At 69.8% G+C, this 17,106-nt stretch carries 9 protein-coding genes; 4 read left to right on the forward strand and 5 right to left on the reverse strand.

Annotated elements, in window-relative coordinates; all coding sequences use genetic code 11:
* Window positions 1-80 precede the first annotated feature (80 nt).
* Window positions 81-1,178 (forward strand): hypothetical protein, encoded by a 1,098-nt coding sequence (locus tag D7X30_RS16005; protein WP_120563808.1) that lies wholly within the window; start codon window positions 81-83, stop codon window positions 1,176-1,178.
* A gap of 3 nt (window positions 1,179-1,181) precedes the next feature.
* Here D7X30_RS16005 and D7X30_RS16010 read toward each other — a convergent pair whose 3' ends face one another.
* The 5 genes from D7X30_RS16010 to D7X30_RS16030 all read right to left on the reverse strand — a co-directional run bounded on the left by D7X30_RS16010 (window position 1,182) and on the right by D7X30_RS16030 (window position 12,631).
* Entirely contained in the window at window positions 1,182-2,543 is a 1,362-nt protein-coding gene (locus D7X30_RS16010) for an FAD-binding oxidoreductase (RefSeq protein ID WP_120563809.1), read from the reverse strand.
* A 120-nt stretch (window positions 2,544-2,663) separates the two neighbouring features.
* Window positions 2,664-3,737 carry a fatty acid desaturase gene (locus D7X30_RS16015; protein ID WP_120563810.1) on the reverse strand — a complete coding sequence of 358 codons (1,074 nt, stop codon included), beginning with the start codon at window positions 3,735-3,737 and terminating at the stop codon, window positions 2,664-2,666.
* A gap of 26 nt (window positions 3,738-3,763) precedes the next feature.
* Complete coding sequence (locus tag D7X30_RS16020; protein WP_120563811.1) at window positions 3,764-10,492, reverse strand: type I polyketide synthase; 6,729 nt, start codon at window positions 10,490-10,492, stop codon at window positions 3,764-3,766.
* 26 nt (window positions 10,493-10,518) lie between these two features.
* The gene (locus tag D7X30_RS16025; RefSeq protein ID WP_120563812.1) at window positions 10,519-11,988 is read right to left on the reverse strand and encodes an SDR family oxidoreductase; all 1,470 of its coding nucleotides are present in this window, start codon (window positions 11,986-11,988) and stop codon (window positions 10,519-10,521) included.
* A gap of 91 nt (window positions 11,989-12,079) precedes the next feature.
* Window positions 12,080-12,631 (reverse strand): hypothetical protein, encoded by a 552-nt coding sequence (locus D7X30_RS16030; protein WP_120563813.1) that lies wholly within the window; start codon window positions 12,629-12,631, stop codon window positions 12,080-12,082.
* Window positions 12,632-12,810: 179 nt separating this feature from the next.
* On the opposite strand from D7X30_RS16030, the gene D7X30_RS16035 reads away from it, so the two are divergent.
* The 3 genes from D7X30_RS16035 (at window position 12,811) to uvrA (ending at window position 17,094) form a co-directional block, all read left to right on the forward strand.
* Window positions 12,811-13,242, forward strand: a complete 432-nt coding sequence (locus D7X30_RS16035; protein ID WP_120563814.1) for a YciI family protein — start codon at window positions 12,811-12,813, stop codon at window positions 13,240-13,242.
* Between the two features lie 68 nt (window positions 13,243-13,310).
* Window positions 13,311-14,432: a serine hydrolase gene (locus D7X30_RS16040; RefSeq protein ID WP_120563815.1), complete on the forward strand. Its 1,122-nt coding sequence runs from the start codon at window positions 13,311-13,313 to the stop codon at window positions 14,430-14,432.
* A 118-nt stretch (window positions 14,433-14,550) separates the two neighbouring features.
* Window positions 14,551-17,094: an excinuclease ABC subunit UvrA gene (gene uvrA, locus D7X30_RS16045; protein WP_120564169.1), complete on the forward strand. Its 2,544-nt coding sequence runs from the start codon at window positions 14,551-14,553 to the stop codon at window positions 17,092-17,094.
* Window positions 17,095-17,106 lie beyond the last annotated feature (12 nt).

Below are 17,106 nucleotides of genomic sequence, written 5' to 3' on the forward strand. Positions count from 1 at the left end.
ACGAGCGGGGATCGCTCGGCCCAAGTGATTGATTTCACGGAGCCTGGAGGCTGGCATGCGTCCTGCTCTTGGGTCCCGGCATGTCCATCTCCTCCCTGAACCGCGCGTCCTCCTTCCAGCCTTCCTCGAGCATCTCCCAGCTCAAGCCGGCCGCCGCTTCGGCTCAGGGTGTGGTGGGTGCTTCGGCGCAGCAGCCCCGGAACGACCTGCGCCGGATGCTCATGACCGACTCCTTCGAGGCGGGCCCGAGCCGGCTGGGCGGCGCTTCCGGCGGGGACTTCGAGAAGCAGCTGTCGCAGCTGGCGAGCCAGCTCTCGCAGCTGGTGAAGATGCTCCAGACGCAGTCGCCCGCGGGCCTGGGCCAGGGCGCCGAGGGTGCCGCGTCCGCGGTGGGCGGCGTGGGCGGCGCGGCCCCGGCGCAGAAGGCGGCTTCCGCGTCTTCGGCCTCCACCTTCGAGGCTCCGGAGGCTTCCGCGTCCGCGGCTCCTTCTGCGGCGGCCCCCTCTGCTCCGATGGCCCAGGGCGCGGCTCCGGCTTCCAGCGCGGCCGCTCCGGCGCACCCCACGTACAACAGTGACGCGGGCCCCGGCTTCGGCCCTCCGTCCGCCGGCTCCACGGAGCCCGCGCCCGCGAACGCGCCGTGGCTCGCGAAGAACAACGTCGGGTCGCCCTACAACAGCAACATGCAGCTCATCGACGAGAGCCAGAAGGGCCAGTTCAAGTACACGAACACCTTCACCAACAAGACCAACGAGCCGCAGACCATCACGCTCTGGAACAAGACGGGCGAGAACGGGAACCCGAACGACGGGCAGAACTTCGACAAGAGCACGCCCAAGACGTTCACGCTCCAGCCCGGCCAGTCGCAGGTGGTGGCGTTCGACAACAACACCAGCGTGGCGTGGGCCGCGTCGAAGGACGGCACGGCGAAGCCCGGCGCGAACTCCGGTCAGACGTGGGGCGAGGCCACGTTCGCGAACTCCGGCACGGGTTGGAGCGGCTTCGACACCAGCCAGATTGCCCCCGCGGGTCACAACGGCAAGATGTCCATCACCAACGAGGCGACCGGCAAGACCGTGACGGAAGCCAACGCCTGGCAGACGGAGAAGGACGACCCCGCGCTTCACGACGTCGGTGTCCCCGCCGGTCCGCTGAGCCTGCGGACGGAGATCGGCTGAAGGCTATCCGGCCCGCGTTGACTCCAGGCCGAGCGCCGCCTTGCACGTCTTCACATACAGGTCCCGGAAGAGGTTGTCCGGGTCCGTGCGCTGCTTCACGGCCTGGTATGTCTCGCGGTTCCAGATGCTCCAGAAGGTCGCCTCGTCGTAGTAGTTGTAGGAGATGAGCGTCTTGGTTCCGTTCACGCGCTGGAGCTCGTCCTCCAGCTCCTTGTAGACGTTGCGGCCCGGTGGCTGCGGCATGCCGTACACGGCCAGGTCCAGGAACAGCGGGTCGTTCATTCCGGCCCACCAGTCCGGTGTCAGCCATTCGTAGTCGCGCGCCCGCCGGAAGGGCACGCACCAGACGGGGTAGTGCCGCATCTCGCGGTGGTACCAGTCCATGAAGTCCGCAGAGCGCGAGAAGGGGATGAACACGTCCACGATGACTGGCGGGTCCTTCTTCGGCAGAAGCTGGGTGAAGCGGTTGGCGGTCCTCAGCACGCTGTCGGAGTGGATGAGCTTTCCAAACAGGGCCCTCGCGAGCAGGTTCTGCGGCCGGGCGTGCGTGACGCCCCGGTTGTAGCGGAAGAGATAGTCATACGTCGTGAGGTAGTCCTCGCTCCGTCGCGGGATGGTCTCGCAGTACGCGGTGAGCCATTCGTAGCGGTTCACGTACGGCGCCTTGTCCACGAAGTGGCCCACGCAGAGCACGTGCTTCGTGGGAGAGAAGATCTGCCCATCCAGATAGTCCGCGCCCGGCTCCTGGAAGTGGTGCCAGATGCCCTGCTGGAAGGACTCCAGCGTTGAATGCGTCTCGTTCGTCACCCGGACATAGGGCGCTGCTCGCGTGAGCTTGAAGCGCACCTTGGACAGGATGCCCAGCGTCCCGAACGAGCCGTGCATCATCTGGAAGAGGAGTGGATCCTCCTTCGGTGAGCAGCGCAGCACGTCTCCCTTCGCGGTGATGACCTCGTACTCCAGACACGTGTCGTGGAAGCCGCCCTGGCGGAAGGACATGGACTCGATGGAGCACCCCGCGATGGCGCCCCCGAGCGTGATGGTCTTGTGCTCGGGGACGATGAACGGGACGAGCCCATGCGGCAGCGTCGCTCGCACCACCGCGTCGAAGGTAGCGGCGGGCTCGGCGGTGCAGGTCATCCCCACGGGGTCGATGTCGAGGATGGCGTCCAGGTCGCCCAGGTCCACCTTCTCGTCGCGGCGCCGGGAGTCGAACCGCTTGGGGACACTGTGGGGCGGGGACTTCTTCTTGAAGGACGCGGGCCCCTTTCCCTTCCGCTGCCGCAACTGCCGGGCGATGGCCTCCACCTTCGCTTCGTGAAGCGCCTCCGTCCGGGGACCGCCTGACACCGACTCCGTGAGCATCCATTTCCTCCGTTGGCGGAAGGGTGGGGATGCCGCGGCGCGTGGTGAGCCCTTGCCTGTCGGAGTGGGGCCAACCCGGACGCCCGCCCACCGAGCGGGCGTCCAGGCGGGTGCGTCCGCTCAGGTGGCTTCGAGCTGTCGTCGCAGCTCCGTGGTGCTCACTTCCGGCGTTCCATCCCGGCCCATCAGTGACTGGCCATCCGCGGAGTATAGCGCCGGGCGCCGGTACAGCGTGCGCAGGGCGTGCAGGTGCGGATAGACGATGGAGGCCCGCGGGCTCAGCTCTCGCAGGTGCTTGCGCAGGAGCGGGGCGTACTTCGGGCTCTGCGCCGGGAAGATGTGGTGCTCCTGGTGGTAGCTGAAGTTGAAGTGCATCCAGTTCATCAGCGGGTGCGTCTCCACGCTGGCGGTGTTCACGAAGGGGTTGTCCGTCTCCTCCGCCGCGGGCTGCATCCAGTGGTTGGTGGCGATGTAGATCATCAGCGTGACGTTCCCGATGAGCAGCGGGAGCACCAGCGCATAGAACGCGGCCCTGGGGCCCAGGACCCACCCGAGCGCCACCCAGCCCACGGTGACGAGCACCGTGAGCACGCGCTCCTGGGTCCGGTGCAGGTGCACGTGTTGGAACGCGGGCAACCGGCAGTGGTGCCACAGGAAGGCCTGGCCCTGCGCGGTGAAGAAGACGCTGAAGCTGATGAAGCTCAGCCAGTGTCCGGAGCCGGGGGACATGGCGTGGAACAGCTTCGCGAACCCCTGGGTGTGCCAGTCCGTCCTGCGCGGGAGGATGTCCGGATCCCTCACGAGGACGTTGGCGGCGCTGTGGTGGGCCTGGACGTGCCAGGCCCTCCAGTTACCCGGTGTCACCAGGAAGGGCGCGAAGCCCACCCAGCCCAGCAGGCTCTCCCACTTGCGGCTGTGGAACACCGAGTGGTGCAGGGCCTCATGCGCGGCAAGGCCCACGGCGGTGATGAGTTGGCCCAACGCGAAGGCGATGAGCAGACACGCCCAGTGGGGCAGCGTCCAGGTGCCGAGCACCCAGATGAGCGCCGCCTCCACCGGCACCAGGCAGAGCGCGACGATGCCGCGCAGGGGTTGTCGTTCGAAGGCCTCCGGTGGCAGCACGCGGCGCAGCTCCGAGCGGAGCCGCTTGGCGTCATCCGGGGGCATGGGAAGGGACGAAGAGAAGTCAGTCATGGCGGTTGCCTGAGCGGGAAGGGGGTTCAAGCCATGGGGCGGGCGATGCCGCCTTCGACGAGCATCCGCAGGCGGCCGGCTTCGTCATGGGCCGCCACGGTGCCGCACTGGAGCAGGTCACCCTCCACGCGAGGGGCGAGCGACTTCAGCGTGAGGCGGCGAGGAGCCCTGGAGTCGTGCGCCACCAGGTCCCGGTCGAACGTGGCCCGTTGGACGCCCACGGGAGCGAACACGTCATTCGACACGCCCTCCACGTGCATCGCGCTCAGGCGCAGGGCTGCGTCCAGCACGAGCGCCGGAACGCCGTGGCCCGCTTGCCGAGGTGACTCCGGCAGCCCGAGCCGCGCGAAGCGGGCGTCCTCCTCCAGGCGGATCTCCTCCAGGCAGTCGAACATCCTGCGCAGCTCGATGGGGGAGCCCGTGGCGCAGTGCGGGTCGTGCACGGACAGGCCGTGGCCCGAAGCGTGGGCGGCCTCCAGCCGAGGTGGGGGCCGGGGCGGTTCCGCCGTCAGCGTGAAGCGGGCCTCGGCGTAGACGAGGTCGCGCTCCAGCACCACGCCGGAGGCATGGACGATGTCCCCGGTGAGCTTCACCTGCACGCTGTGCTGGCCTGGAGTGTCGGTCAGCGGAGTGCATTCGGCGCGCAGGGACTGCTGGCCTCCGGGCTTCACGCGGATGAAGCGGGAGAAGCGCACGTCCTCGATGGTGACGGTGCGCAGCTCGGGGCGGGTGTCGTCCAGGGCCGCCTGGAACATCAGGTCCAGGGCCCAGGCGCCGGGCAGGGTGGGCGTGCCTCGGACGAGGTGGTCCTCCAGGCACGGGACGCTCGCCGCGTCGACCGTGAGGTCCCGTCGCGTGGGACGCGGAGGTTCCGGGGTGGGCTCATGCGGGGCAATCACCTCCAGGCCGTAGAAGCTGCGCTCGCTCTCGGTGAGCTGGACGTTGATGGGTTGGACGGGCTGTCCGTCCACCAGCTGGAGGAAGAGCGCCTCGCCCTCGTCGGCGCGGATGCCGCGCAGCCGGCGGCTGGCTCCGAGCACGCGGTACTCCGAACCGCGCGTCATGCCGATGCCGTCCCAGGCGAGCCAGCCCACGCTGCACCACTGCACGTCCTGTCGCGTGTCGCTGACCCAGGCGCAGAGCCGGTCCAGCGCCTCGTTCGCCGCGCCGTAGTCCGCCTGTCCGTCGTTGCCGATGTAGCTGAACGCGGAGGTCAGGACGTGGAAGGGCACGGGAGCTGGGAGGCGGCGAGCGCAGGCCTCGCGCAGGTTGCGGAGTCCCACCAGCTTGGTGTCCAGCGTGCTCCGGAGCTCCGTGAGCCGGCGGCGGTGGAGCTTCTTGGAGACCTGCGTGCCCGCGCCATGGACCACCAGGTCGAGCCGCCCGTGTTCGCGGATCAGCTCCTCCACCACGCGGTCCACGTCCTCGGGGCGGGTGACGTCCGCGGCGCGGTAGGTCATCTGGCCGGGAAGCCGCATGAGTCCATCGAGCGTGGCCCGCAGCTCACGTACGGCCAGGTGGCGTTCGAAGCGTGCACGCAGCGCGGGCATGCGCACCGACCTGTCACGGGCGAGCTCGGAGGCATAGAACTCGCGCTCCACGGCGCCCAGTTTCTCGTCGCGTGCCTGGAGCACGCGCTCGGGAGCATCGGAAGGGTCGCTGCGGCCCAGGAGGACGACCTTGCAGCCGTACCGCTTGAGCAGCGCTCCGGCGAGGACGGCCGTCACGCCGCGTCCACCACCCGTGAGCAGGACCACCGAGTGGGAGTCGAGCGTGACGCCGGGACGCGCCGGAACGTCCGTCGGCTGGAGCAGCCGGACGCAACGGACGGAGCCATCGAAGCAGACCTCCACGGGCGCGGTGTCGTCACCGGTGCCCAGCTCGGACGCGACGTGGTTGAGCGCCATGCGGAGCGGGAGCGGACCCGTGGCGATGGCACGGATGCCACGCGCTGGAACCTCGCGGCCCAGGGACTTGAGCAGGCCGGCGAAGAGGCCGGTGACAGGGTGCAGCGTCCGGCGAGCACCGACGCCGCCGATGCACAGGCTCGCCAGCGTCACGGTGCCGGCGGACAGTCCTTCATAGGCGCGGCGGGCGGACAGGAAGAGCAACTCCAGCGCCTCGTGGCGCAGGGCCGTGTCCGCGACGACGGAGGACTCGCTCTCCTTGGATGACATGCGGCACACCGCGACGATGACCTGAGGCTCGAAGCCAAGCGCATCCAGGCCCGCCTCCGCGGTCTCCTCCCGTGTCAGGTCGATGCCATGGATCCGCGCTCCCGCATCGGATGCGCCCGAGTGGAGAATGCGGAACTCAGGGCCGCAGATGTCGTGGGCCTGGGCCGAAAGCTCACGGGCCACGGCTTCGTCTTGAGCGATGAACAGCACCCGCCGACCGCGCAGTTGCGACACTCCGGTCGTCAGTGCCGGGCGCTCGACGAGCACCGGCGCGTGGTAGCGGATGGGCGCCGAGTGGTCGAAGCCGTCGGATGCCTCCGGGATGGAGGTGGCGGATGCGGTGACCGTTGCGATGGCTCCTGGTGCAAATGGAGCGCCAGGCCCACGGACATCCAAGGTGCCCGCCTCCGGACCGGAGCGGCCCAAACCTGTCCGACTGTCGGACAAGTTCCCGTGGCCCGGCTGAAGGGGGAGCCCCTCCCGGCCGACCGGGTTGTCCAATCCTGTCCGGCTGTCGGACAGGTTTTCGCGGCCCGGCTGAAGGGGGAGCCCCTCCCGGCCGGCCGGGTTCTCCAAACTTGTCCGACTGTCGGACAGGTTCGTGCGGTTCGCCGCCGACGGGGCGGTCCTGCTGAGGTCTCGATTCTCAGCACTGGAGACGGAAGGCATGCCCGAGGACCTGGCGGATCTCTCCAGTTCGCGGCGCTCCGCGGACGGAGACCTTGCCGCCACTGCTTGTTCCTTCGGTGCTCCAGGCCGGGCGCTGAGGCCAGGCTGAAGCTGGAGGACCAGCCGTGTGCCGGTCGCGGCATCCGGATGGAAGCGCAGCGTGATGGCCTGCCCCTCAGCGGCGGCCCGCACCGCGTTCAGCACCTCCTGTGCTTCCCGAGCGGAGTGGGGCGGCAACGTGACGCCCGGCCCTGCGCCGGAGCCAGCCTCTTCGGACATCCTCAGATGGCACAGTGGCTTCAGGCCGTGCGCTTCCGCCTTCGCTGCCGTGGTCACCGCCAACATCGTCATGCCCTCTTCGGGCGCGGACACAGCGGGGCCTTCCCCGGGCCTCTTCACATGGGCGCTGCCCACGAGCACCAGCTCGAAGCCGCTGTTCATCAGGGCCCTCGATGCCCGCAGCGATGCGGCCAGCGTGCCGGCCCCCGCATCCACCACGAAGTTCGGTCCCTTGGTGTCGAGCGCCCCCGCCACCCGTCCCGGCGTGACGTTGGGCATCATCCCCTGGAGCGTGTACGGCCCGGACGGTCGCAGCGCGCCCACTGCCGCATGGAGCCGGTCCACCAGCGGCAGAAGCCGCGCGGAGCCCGGAGCCCGCTGGATGTGCTCGCGCAGCCTGCGCCGCGTGGAGTCCGCGAGCACTCGCTGCGTGGCCTCCACGCCCCGGCGCGTCTTGCCCTCCAACCCCAGGACGATGGCCGTCCCCGTGCGCAGCGAATCGAACGCCCCGAGCTTCTTCACGACGTCGCTCGCGACGATGAGGCCCAGGTGCTGCGTGAGGTCCATGTCCTCGGTGATGTCCGGCAACAGCCGCACGGACGCGGGCAGACGCATCCCCTTGGCGTCGAAACGCACCTCCGGGAACATCCCCTCCGCGGCCACCACCACCAGCTCTTCGCCCATGGAAGGCACGGCCCTGGCGCGCGGCGCGAGCGGACCTCCCCGGTACTCCTCCAACACCAGGTGCGCATTCGTGCCGCCGAAGCCGAAGCCGTTCGTGGCCGCACGGCGCGGATGGTCCCCGTTTTCCGGCCACGGCTGCTCCCGTGTGCTCACCTCGAAGTCCGGCCCGAGCGCTCGCAGGCCCGTGCCTGGACGATCGAAGTGGGACTGCGGCGGGAAGCTCCGGTGCTCCAGCGCCTTGCACAGCTTGATGACCGAAGCCGCACCCGCGGCCCACCCCACATGGCCGATCAACGCCTTCACGCTCGCGAGCTGGAGGCCCTTCCGCTTGCCTCCGAAGACGCGGCCAATCGACTGCAACTCGGTGGTGTCTCCGGCCGGCGTGGCCGTTCCGTGCGCTTCGATGTACTGGATGGACGCCGGTTCAACGCCCGCTGTCGCGTAGCACGCCTCCATCGCGGCCACCTGTCCGTCCGCTCGCGGGACGTTGGCGGAGCTGCTGCGCCCGTCGCTGGAGAGCCCCGCGCCACGGATGACCGCGTGGACCTTCAACCCCGCGGAGACGGCATCCTCCAGGCGCATCAGGCCGACCACTCCCGCGCCCTCGCCGAAGATGACGCCATCCGCTCGCTCGTCGAACGGCCGGCTCCCTGTCGCCGACAGTCCCTTGAACTGGGAGAACAGACAGCTGTTGCCCGGACCCGGAGAGAACACCCCGCCCGCGAGCACCAGGTCGGCCTCGCCGCGCTCCAGCGCCTTCATCCCCAGCGCGATGGCGTAGAGCGAAGAGGCACACGCCGCGTCCAGCAGTACCGTGGACACGCTCGGGCCCACCACGTCCGTCACCACCGACTGGAGGGTGGGGTGCGGTGCCAGTTCGGAGGACGTCGCGGTGACACCCAGCGCCTCACACATCAACGCGGAGAACTCCCGCGCCATCTCGCCCCGAGCACGCAGCAGGGACTCTCCCGCTTCCACGCACAGCGAGTCGTCGTACTCGGGCGAGCCGTCAGCGGTGGATCCGAGCAGGCACTGGATGCGTCCAGGCGCACGCGGCGCGGTGGACCGCAAGGTTTCCATCGCCTGACTGAGCGCGATGGCCAGCAACCGCTGCTCACGGCCGTAGCGCTGGAAGCGGTCCGGCGTGATTCCCGGAGGCGGAACGAGGTCGCTGTCCAGGACCCGCCCGGTGAGCAGCGTGTACGTGCGGTCCGGAGTCACCGCCGGACCCACGAAGTCCACGACCTGATCCGGATGGCTCACCCCCGTGTCGACGATGCCGCTGATGCCCCGCTGGATGTTCCGCCAGTACGTCTCCGGATCCTTCGCGCCGCCCGGAAGCATGCAGCCCAACGACACCACCGCGATGGCCGGATCCACGGGCGCTGCATCCCGAGCGACAGGCGTCACGACCGGTGCACTCTCGGGCAGCGAACGGTCCACGGACGTCAGCGTCATGGACGTGTCCTTGGGAAGGATCCGCTGGACGATGCGCGTCAGCCGTCCCCCCGTGCCGCAGTCCACGAACCGCGCGCAGCCCACGCCCACCAACGTCTCCACCGCGCCCGGGAAGTCGAAGGGACGCACCAGGTGGGACGCGAGCGCCCCCGCCAGCTCGGACCCACCACGTCCGTACGCCCGCCGCTCGATGGGCGAATAGATGGGCCCGCGTGCAGGATGCACCGTCAGGTCCGCGAGGCTCGTGCGGAACGCGGTGACCGCGGGCGCCAGGCTCGGGTGGTGGAACGGGTAGCGGCTGGCGATGAACGTGAAGCCCTTGCCCTGCCGCTCCAGGAACTCGCGCAACCGCTCCAGTTCCTCACGAGGCCCCGCGACCACGGTCTGCCGCGAGTGATTGCGGCCCGCGACCTCCAGCGTCCTGGCCCCACTCTCCGCCACGGCCCGGACGGTTTCCGAATCCGACAGGGCGACCGCCGCGAGCGTGCCCAGGTCGTCCGGCACCGTCTGGAGTGCCCGGATGCGACGGCACACCACCGCCGCGCCCGTGCGCAGGTCCATGGCTCCGGCCGCGGTCATCGCCGCGATCTCCCCGAAGCTGTGCCCCACGAACACGTCCGGCCGGGTGCCCTGGCGCTCCATCCACCGCGCCCCCAGCACCCCGGACAGGAAGATGCCGAGCTGATCCAACAGCGGCGCCGCGTCCAATACCCGGCCCACCTGGGCGACGTCCTCCGCCGCGAGCAACGGCCCCACGTCGATGCCCTGCGAACGGCAGGCCTCCGACACCGCCAGCAGTTCGTCACGTAGCTCCGGCTGGAGCGCCTTCAACTGGAGGAAGAGGGCAGGCTCGAAAGTGCCCTGTCCCGCGAACAGGAACGCGGTGGCGTTGGTCGGCAGCTGAAGGCCGGGCACTGGCTCGGGAATGCGGACCATCCGCGAGACGCCGCGCGGAGCGGTGTCCGCCAGCAGCGTCCGCGCCAGCTCGCGCACGGCCTCCGGGAACAAGGCCTGGACGCCTCCACCGCCCTGCAACGCGAGGTCGCGGAAGCTCTTCGTGCCCGCCGGCTCATGCAGTGCCGCCAGCGATTCGAAGCTGCGCTGGAAGGACTGCGGGAACGCGCGCAGCGTCCCTTGCCGGTCCGCGCAGAGCACGGTCTGGTAGCCGCAGGCCACCGGCGTTCCGTCACTCTTCAACGTGCGGAAGCAGAAGCGCAGGGACACCTCTCCGCGCTCCTCCAGCGACGTCAGGATGATCAGCCGATCCCCCAGCGCCGCCGGGGCGAGGTTGCGCGAATAGCCCTCGTAGGTGAGCAGGAGCACCTGGTCGAAGTCGCGCCGGAACTCGGGCTCCTCGAAGGCGTGCGGGCTGAAGAGCAGGTGCTCCCGGCCGGCGCACTGGAACTTGAAGTTGGTGAGGAAGTGATGGCTCCCGTAGGCCATCGTGTCGTCGAAGTGGATGTCGTACGGGACAGCGAAGAAGTCCATGGTGATGGCTCCTGGAAGAGGAAGGGTCAGGACGCGCGCGCGGCCGGCAGCAGGCCGTCCACGGTTCCGGAGAGGCCGGCGTCCACCACCCAGATGGCGCCATTCACACGCTGGGTCTTCGGCCCCAGCAGCAGCTCGGTCACGTCCGCCACGTCGTCCGCGGTGCACAGCCGTCCACCGGGCGTCGCGGACTCCCAGCGTGCGACGCGCTCCGGCGCGTCCGGGAACATCCCCAGCAGGTCCCCGTGCACGGGCCCCGCGGACACGCAGTTGGTGCGGATGCCCTCCGGCGCCAGCTCCGCGGCCAGGTAGCGCGTGAGGGACTCCACGCCCGCCTTCACCACGCCCTGGCAACCCAGGTCGTGCATGTACCGCTGCGACATGGACGTGGACATGGTGACGATGCTCCCGCCCCCACGCGCGGCCATCAGCGGGCGGGCGCGCATCGCGCACTCGTAGGTGCCGGTGATGCAGGTGCGGAACGCCTTGTCCCAATCCCGGGGCGCGATGCGGTCGAACGGACCAATGAGCCCGTTGGACGCGTTGCACACGAGCAGGTCGAGCCCGCCCAGCTGCTCGCGGATCGCCGCGAACATCCGCTCCAGGTGCTCCTCCTGCGCGACGGAGCCCCACAGGTGGACCGCCCTGCCACCCGCGTCGACGATGTCCCGCGCCGTCTTCTCCCCGTCCTCACGGGAGTGGAACGAGTTGACGACCACCGTCGCGCCCGCGTGAGCCAGCCGCGTCGCGATGACCCGGCCGATGCCTTTCCCCGAGCCCGTGACGAGCGCGACCTTCCCCTCGAACGGCAGCTCCGTGCGCGACGGAACAGGCAAGGGCGCCGCGTGGACGGGAGCGCGAGGCCTGGCTTCCACGACGGGCGGCGCGGCTGGCAGCAGCGCACGGGCCGCGTCGGTGATGGCGGCCATCGTGCGCAGGCGCTGCGACGGCTTCGGCGCGTCGCCCAGCCCCAGTTCCTTCATGATCACGGCCATCACCTCCGCCTGCTTCACGGAGTCGATGCCCAGCTCGTCCTCCAGGTCCGCGTGCGGCGTGAGCAGTTCCTCCGGGTAGCGCGTCACACGCGCGAACACGGCGCGCACGCGCGGCAGGAGGTCCAGCGTGGCCGGAGCACCGGTGCTCGCCTTCGCTTCACCGATGCTCGCCTTCACTTCGACGACAGCGGGAACAGGCGTGACGTGGAGCGACGGTCCGGGCTCCGTGCCCAGCGCCTCCGTCACCGCCCCCGCGATGGCGCCGAGCGTGCGCGCCTTCCCGTTGCGCGGCAGCCGGTCCGGCGGCAGCTGGAACTCACGAGCGATGACCGCGGCGATCTCCGCGAGCTTCACGGAGTCGATGCCCAGCTCGTCCTCGAGCTGCGCATGCTCCGTCAGGATGTCCAGCGGATACCGCGTGACGGACGCGGCGCACTGCCGCACCTGCTCCAGGATGTTCGAAGGCGTGGATGTATGGGATTGAGGAGAACGCGCGGACATGATGGCCCCTGTCGTTTCAATGCGTGACGGGGGCCGACTGTAATTGGGGGTCTGACACGTGCCGCGAAGCGACGTGCACAGCTCGCAGCAATCAAGGAGGGAGTGAAGACTCCTCGTGCGCGGGAATACGCGCGCCTTGTTCGCGAGCCGTGCGAGCACGCCGCCATCCCAGCCACAGGGGAATGAACAGCGACGGCAGCGTGAGCAGATCCGTGATGTCCACTGTGTGCACCGTGGGACGGACCGAGGGAATGGGCGCGCCCGCGAGCCCCGCGCGCAGCGCGTAGAAGGGCCACTGCAGCGCGCCCAGCGCCCAGCGCCACGCATCCCCCGCGTCCGAGGAAAGCTTCGTCGCGGCGAAGCACAGCCCCGTCAGCACGACCGCTCCCACGAGCACCCGGAACGACGGACGGAATTCCCGCGCGCGGCGCTGGAACGCCTGCTCCCACAGCGCCTGGAGGAGCACCGGGAACATCGCGAGCCCGGCGACGTCGGAGAGCTTCCCCGTCCACCACGACGGCCAGCGCGCCTTGAACACGTGGTCGTTCAGCACGAGCAGCACCACGGCCACGAGCACCGCCGGGTGCAGGAGGCCGCTGGCCGGAAAGGGCTTCGTCCCGGTGGATGTCCCGCCCGCGTGCATGGGGGCACTGTCACATTCGCGGCCGGGACATGGGAAGCCTCGTGATTGCGAGGGTTTGGGAGACTCGGCGGGAAAATAAAAAGGCCGTGTCGATTTTCCCCAGGCCCATTCGTTGCGTCCCTGAAGGCAGGAGAAGCACACCCCCCGCGGCCCGACGGCGCGCGGCAGGAGACACGACCATGCGCTTCATGATCATCCGCAGGGCGGACAAGGACACCGAAGCCGGCGTGCTCCCGGACGAGAAGCTGCTGGCCGCCATGGGCGCCTACAACGAGGAGATGGTGAAGGCGGGCGTGATGCTCCAGGGCGAGGGCCTGCATCCCAGCAGCAAGGGCGCCCGCGTGAAGTTCACGAACGGCAAGCCGGCCATCCTCGACGGTCCCTTCGCGGAGACGAAGGAGCTCATCGCCGGCTTCACCCTCATCCAGGTCAAGTCGCGAGAGGAGGCCCTGGCGTGGCTCAAGCGCTGGCCGTCCATGGACGCGGGCGGCAACGTGGAGCTGGAGCTGCGGCAGGTCTTCGAGGACGACGACTTCGGCGCCGAGTTCACCCCCGAGCTGCGGGAACAGGAAGCGCGCATCCGCGAGCAGGCCGCGAAGAACCTCCGCTAGTCGCGATGGCGCCTCCGCGTGACATAGGCTGCCGCGCTTCCAGGGCCGGAGCGAAGGCAGGTGCAGCGATGTTCCAGCGGATGGTGCTGCTGCTGTGCGTGGTGTGTCTCATGGCGTGCGGAGGCAAGCGGGTGCCCACGGGGCCGGGCTCGCCGCCGGACCGGCTCGATGACGGCTGGGCCGTGGCCTCCTTCGAGGACACGGGCGTGCAGCGCTCGTGGTTCGACGCGCTGGAGCACGACGTGTCCGAAGGCACGGTGGAGGCGCCGGACGCGGTGCTCGTCGCGCGCGGGGGCCAGCTCGTCTACGAGCGCTACTGGAACGACTTCACGCGAGAGAAGGCGCACGACCTGAGGTCCGCCACGAAGAGCGTCACGTCGCTGCTGGTGGGCATGGCGCACGAGCGCGGCCTGCTGCCGGACCTGGACGCGCCCGTGCTCCCGCTCCTGCCGCACCTGGCGCCGGTGAAGAACGCGGATCCGCGCAAGGAGCGCATCACGTTGCGCCACCTGCTCCAGATGCGCTCCGGGCTGTCGTGCGACGACTGGGACCCCGAGTCCCCCGGCAACGAAGAGCGGATGTACGACACGGACGACTGGGCCCGCTTCATCGTGGACGTGCCCATGCGCGACGAGCCCGGCACCGTGACGCGCTACTGCACGGGCGGCGTGGTGCTGCTGGGTGCCGTGCTGGAGCACGTCAGCGGACGCTCCATCACGGACCTGTCGCGCGAGTGGCTGTTCACTCCGATGCAGGTCCAGGACGTCACCTGGCAGCCCGCGGGCAAGAAGGGCACGGACACCGGCGGCCACCTGCGCCTGCGTCCGCGCGACTTCCTCAAGGTGGGGCAGCTGATGCTCGACGGCGGCTCGTGGCAGGGCGAGCGCCGGGTCTCCGAGGCGTGGGTGGCGGAGTTAGGCAAGGCGCTGGGGCCGCTGGGCGACGCGAACTACGGGCTCCTGTGGTGGAGCGCCCGCTTCGTCATCCAGGGCACACCGGTGGAGGTGTCCTTCGCGCGGGGCAACGGGGGGCAGTACGTCTTCGTCGCGCCTTCGCTGGGCGTCACCGCGGCCTTCACCGGCAGCCACTATAATGATGCGGGCTCGGCGCTCCCCCTGGTCCTGTTCGGACAGTACGTGCTGCCGGCGGCGCTCGGGCTAGAGCGGCCGGGGGCTCGGGGAGGCGGCTGAGCCGTCAGGCCTCGTGTCCTCCGCCAGACGGTGGAGGGCCGGGACGCATCTGGATTCCGACGGGGCGGTGCGCTTCGTGGATGACCGCGCGCTGACGGGTGGGCAACGTCCGCCCGGCATGGCACCTCCGAAAGCACCGCGTTCCCGCAAGACCCCCGACCCCTCCGGCTTCGTCCGCGTCCGGGGCGCCCGCGAACACAACCTGAAGCACGTGGACGTGGACATCCCTCGCGACGCGCTGGTGGTCTTCACCGGCGTGTCCGGCTCCGGCAAGTCGTCGCTGGCGTTCGGGACGCTCTACGCGGAGGCGCAGCGGCGCTACTTCGAATCCGTGGCCCCGTATGCCCGGCGCCTGATTGATCAGGTGGGCGTGCCGGAGGTGGACTCCATCGACGGACTGCCACCGGCGGTGGCGCTCCAGCAGCACCGGGGCGCGCCGACGTCTCGCTCGTCGGTGGGCAGCGTGACGACGCTGTCGAACTCCGTGCGCATGCTGTACTCGCGCGCGGGCAACTACCCGCCGAAGCTGGAGCGGCTGGACTCGGACGCCTTCTCCCCGAACACACCCGCGGGCGCGTGCCCCAAGTGCCACGGCATCGGCCGCGTGTTCGAGGTCACCGAGCGCTCCATGGTGCCGGATGACTCCCTGAGCATCCGCGAGCGCGCCGTCGCCGCGTGGCCGCCCGCGTGGCACGGCCAGAACCTGCGCGACATCCTGGTGACGCTCGGGTACGACATCGACAAGCCCTGGCGCGACCTGCCGAAGAAGGACCGCCAGTGGATCCTCTTCACCGACGAGCAGCCCACCGTCCCCGTCTACGCGGGCTTCACGTCCGCGGAGGTGAAGCGGGCCATGGCTCGCAAGGAGACGCCCAGCTACATGGGCACCTTCACGGGCGCGAAGCGCTACGTGATGACCACCTTCGCGACCACGCAGAGCGCGATGATGAAGAAGCGCGTCGCCCGCTACATGGTCGCCAGCGACTGCTCGCTGTGCGAGGGCAAGCGCCTGAAGCGCGAGTCCCTGTCCGTGACGTTCGCGGGCCGCGACATCGGCGAGCTGTCCCGCCTGCCGCTGGAGCAGGTCGCGGAGCTGATCAAACCCACGGCGGAAGGGAAGGGGAAGGACGCGGACGTCATGGCCCGCGAGCACCCGGAGAAGCTCATCGTCGCCCAGCGCATCACCAAGGACCTGCTCGCGCGCATCCAGGTGCTGACGGACCTGGGCCTGGGCTACCTGTCGCTGGAGCGCAGCACGCCCACGCTGTCGCCGGGGGAGCTGCAGCGGCTGCGGCTGGCCACGCAGGTGCGCTCCAACCTCTTCGGCGTGGTGTACGTGATGGACGAACCGTCCGCCGGCCTGCACCCCGCGGACACGGAGTCGCTGCTCACGGCGTTGGACCGGCTGAAGGAGGCGGGCAACTCGCTGTTCGTGGTGGAGCACGAGGTGGACGTCATCCGCCACGCGGATTGGATCGTCGACGTGGGCCCCGCCGCCGGTGAGCACGGCGGGCGGGTGCTCTACAGCGGCGTGCCGGAAGGGCTCGCGAAGGTGGAGGCATCCCGCACGCGGCGCTACCTCTTCGAGGAGGAGGCTCTGCGCCGCCGCGAGGCCCGGAAGCCCACCGGGCGGCTGCGCCTGGAGGGCGTGAAGCGCAACAACCTGCGCGGGCTGGCCGTGGACTTCCCGCTGGGCGTCTTCACCACGGTGACCGGCGTGTCCGGCTCCGGCAAGTCCAGTCTGGTGAGTCAGGCGCTGGTGGAGTTGGTGGCTGCGCGCCTGGGCCAGACGCTGGCGCCGGAAGAAGAGGAGGGCGAGCCGCTGGACCGCGAGCCGGTGCTGGCGAGCGAGGGCCACATCAAGGAAGGGATGGAGGCCATCCGCCGGCTGGTGACGGTGGACCAGAAGCCCATCGGCCGCACGCCGCGCTCCAACCTGGCGACGTACACGGGCCTCTTCGACCACGTGCGCAAGCTGTTCGCGGCGACGCCACTGTCGAAGTCGCGCAAGTACGGCGCGGGGCGCTTCTCCTTCAACACGTCGGGAGGCCGCTGCGACACGTGCGAGGGCGAAGGCTTCGTGAGCGTGGAGCTGCTCTTCCTACCCAGCGTGTACGCGCCGTGTCCCACGTGCCACGGCACCCGCTACAACGCGAAGACGCTGGAGGTGCGCTACCGCGAGAAGAACATCGCGGATGTGCTGGGGCTGACGGTGGACGGCGCCTTCGACTTCTTCACCGAAGAGCCGCCGCTCCAGCGAGCACTCAAGGTGCTGCGAGACGTGGGCCTGGGCTACCTGCGCCTGGGCCAGCCCGCGACGGAGCTGTCCGGAGGCGAGGCCCAGCGCATCAAGCTGGCCACTGAGCTGCAGCGCACCCAGCACGGCGACACGCTCTACGTGCTGGATGAACCCACCACGGGCCTGCACCCGGCGGACGTGGACAAGCTGATGACGCAGCTGGAGGGACTGGTGGACGCGGGCAACACGGTCATCGTCGTGGAGCACGACCTGCGTGTCATCGCCGCCAGTGACCACGTCATCGACGTGGGGCCCGGCGCGGGTAACGCCGGTGGCCGCGTGGTGGCGCAGGGCACGCCGGAGCAGGTGGCGAAGGTGAAGGAGAGCCGCACCGCGCCTTATCTGGCGCGGGTGCTCAGATGACGTAGGGGGACG

Origin of the sequence: Corallococcus sp. AB011P, from assembly GCF_003611605.1 — a bacterium.
Lineage (GTDB): Bacteria > Myxococcota > Myxococcia > Myxococcales > Myxococcaceae > Corallococcus > Corallococcus coralloides.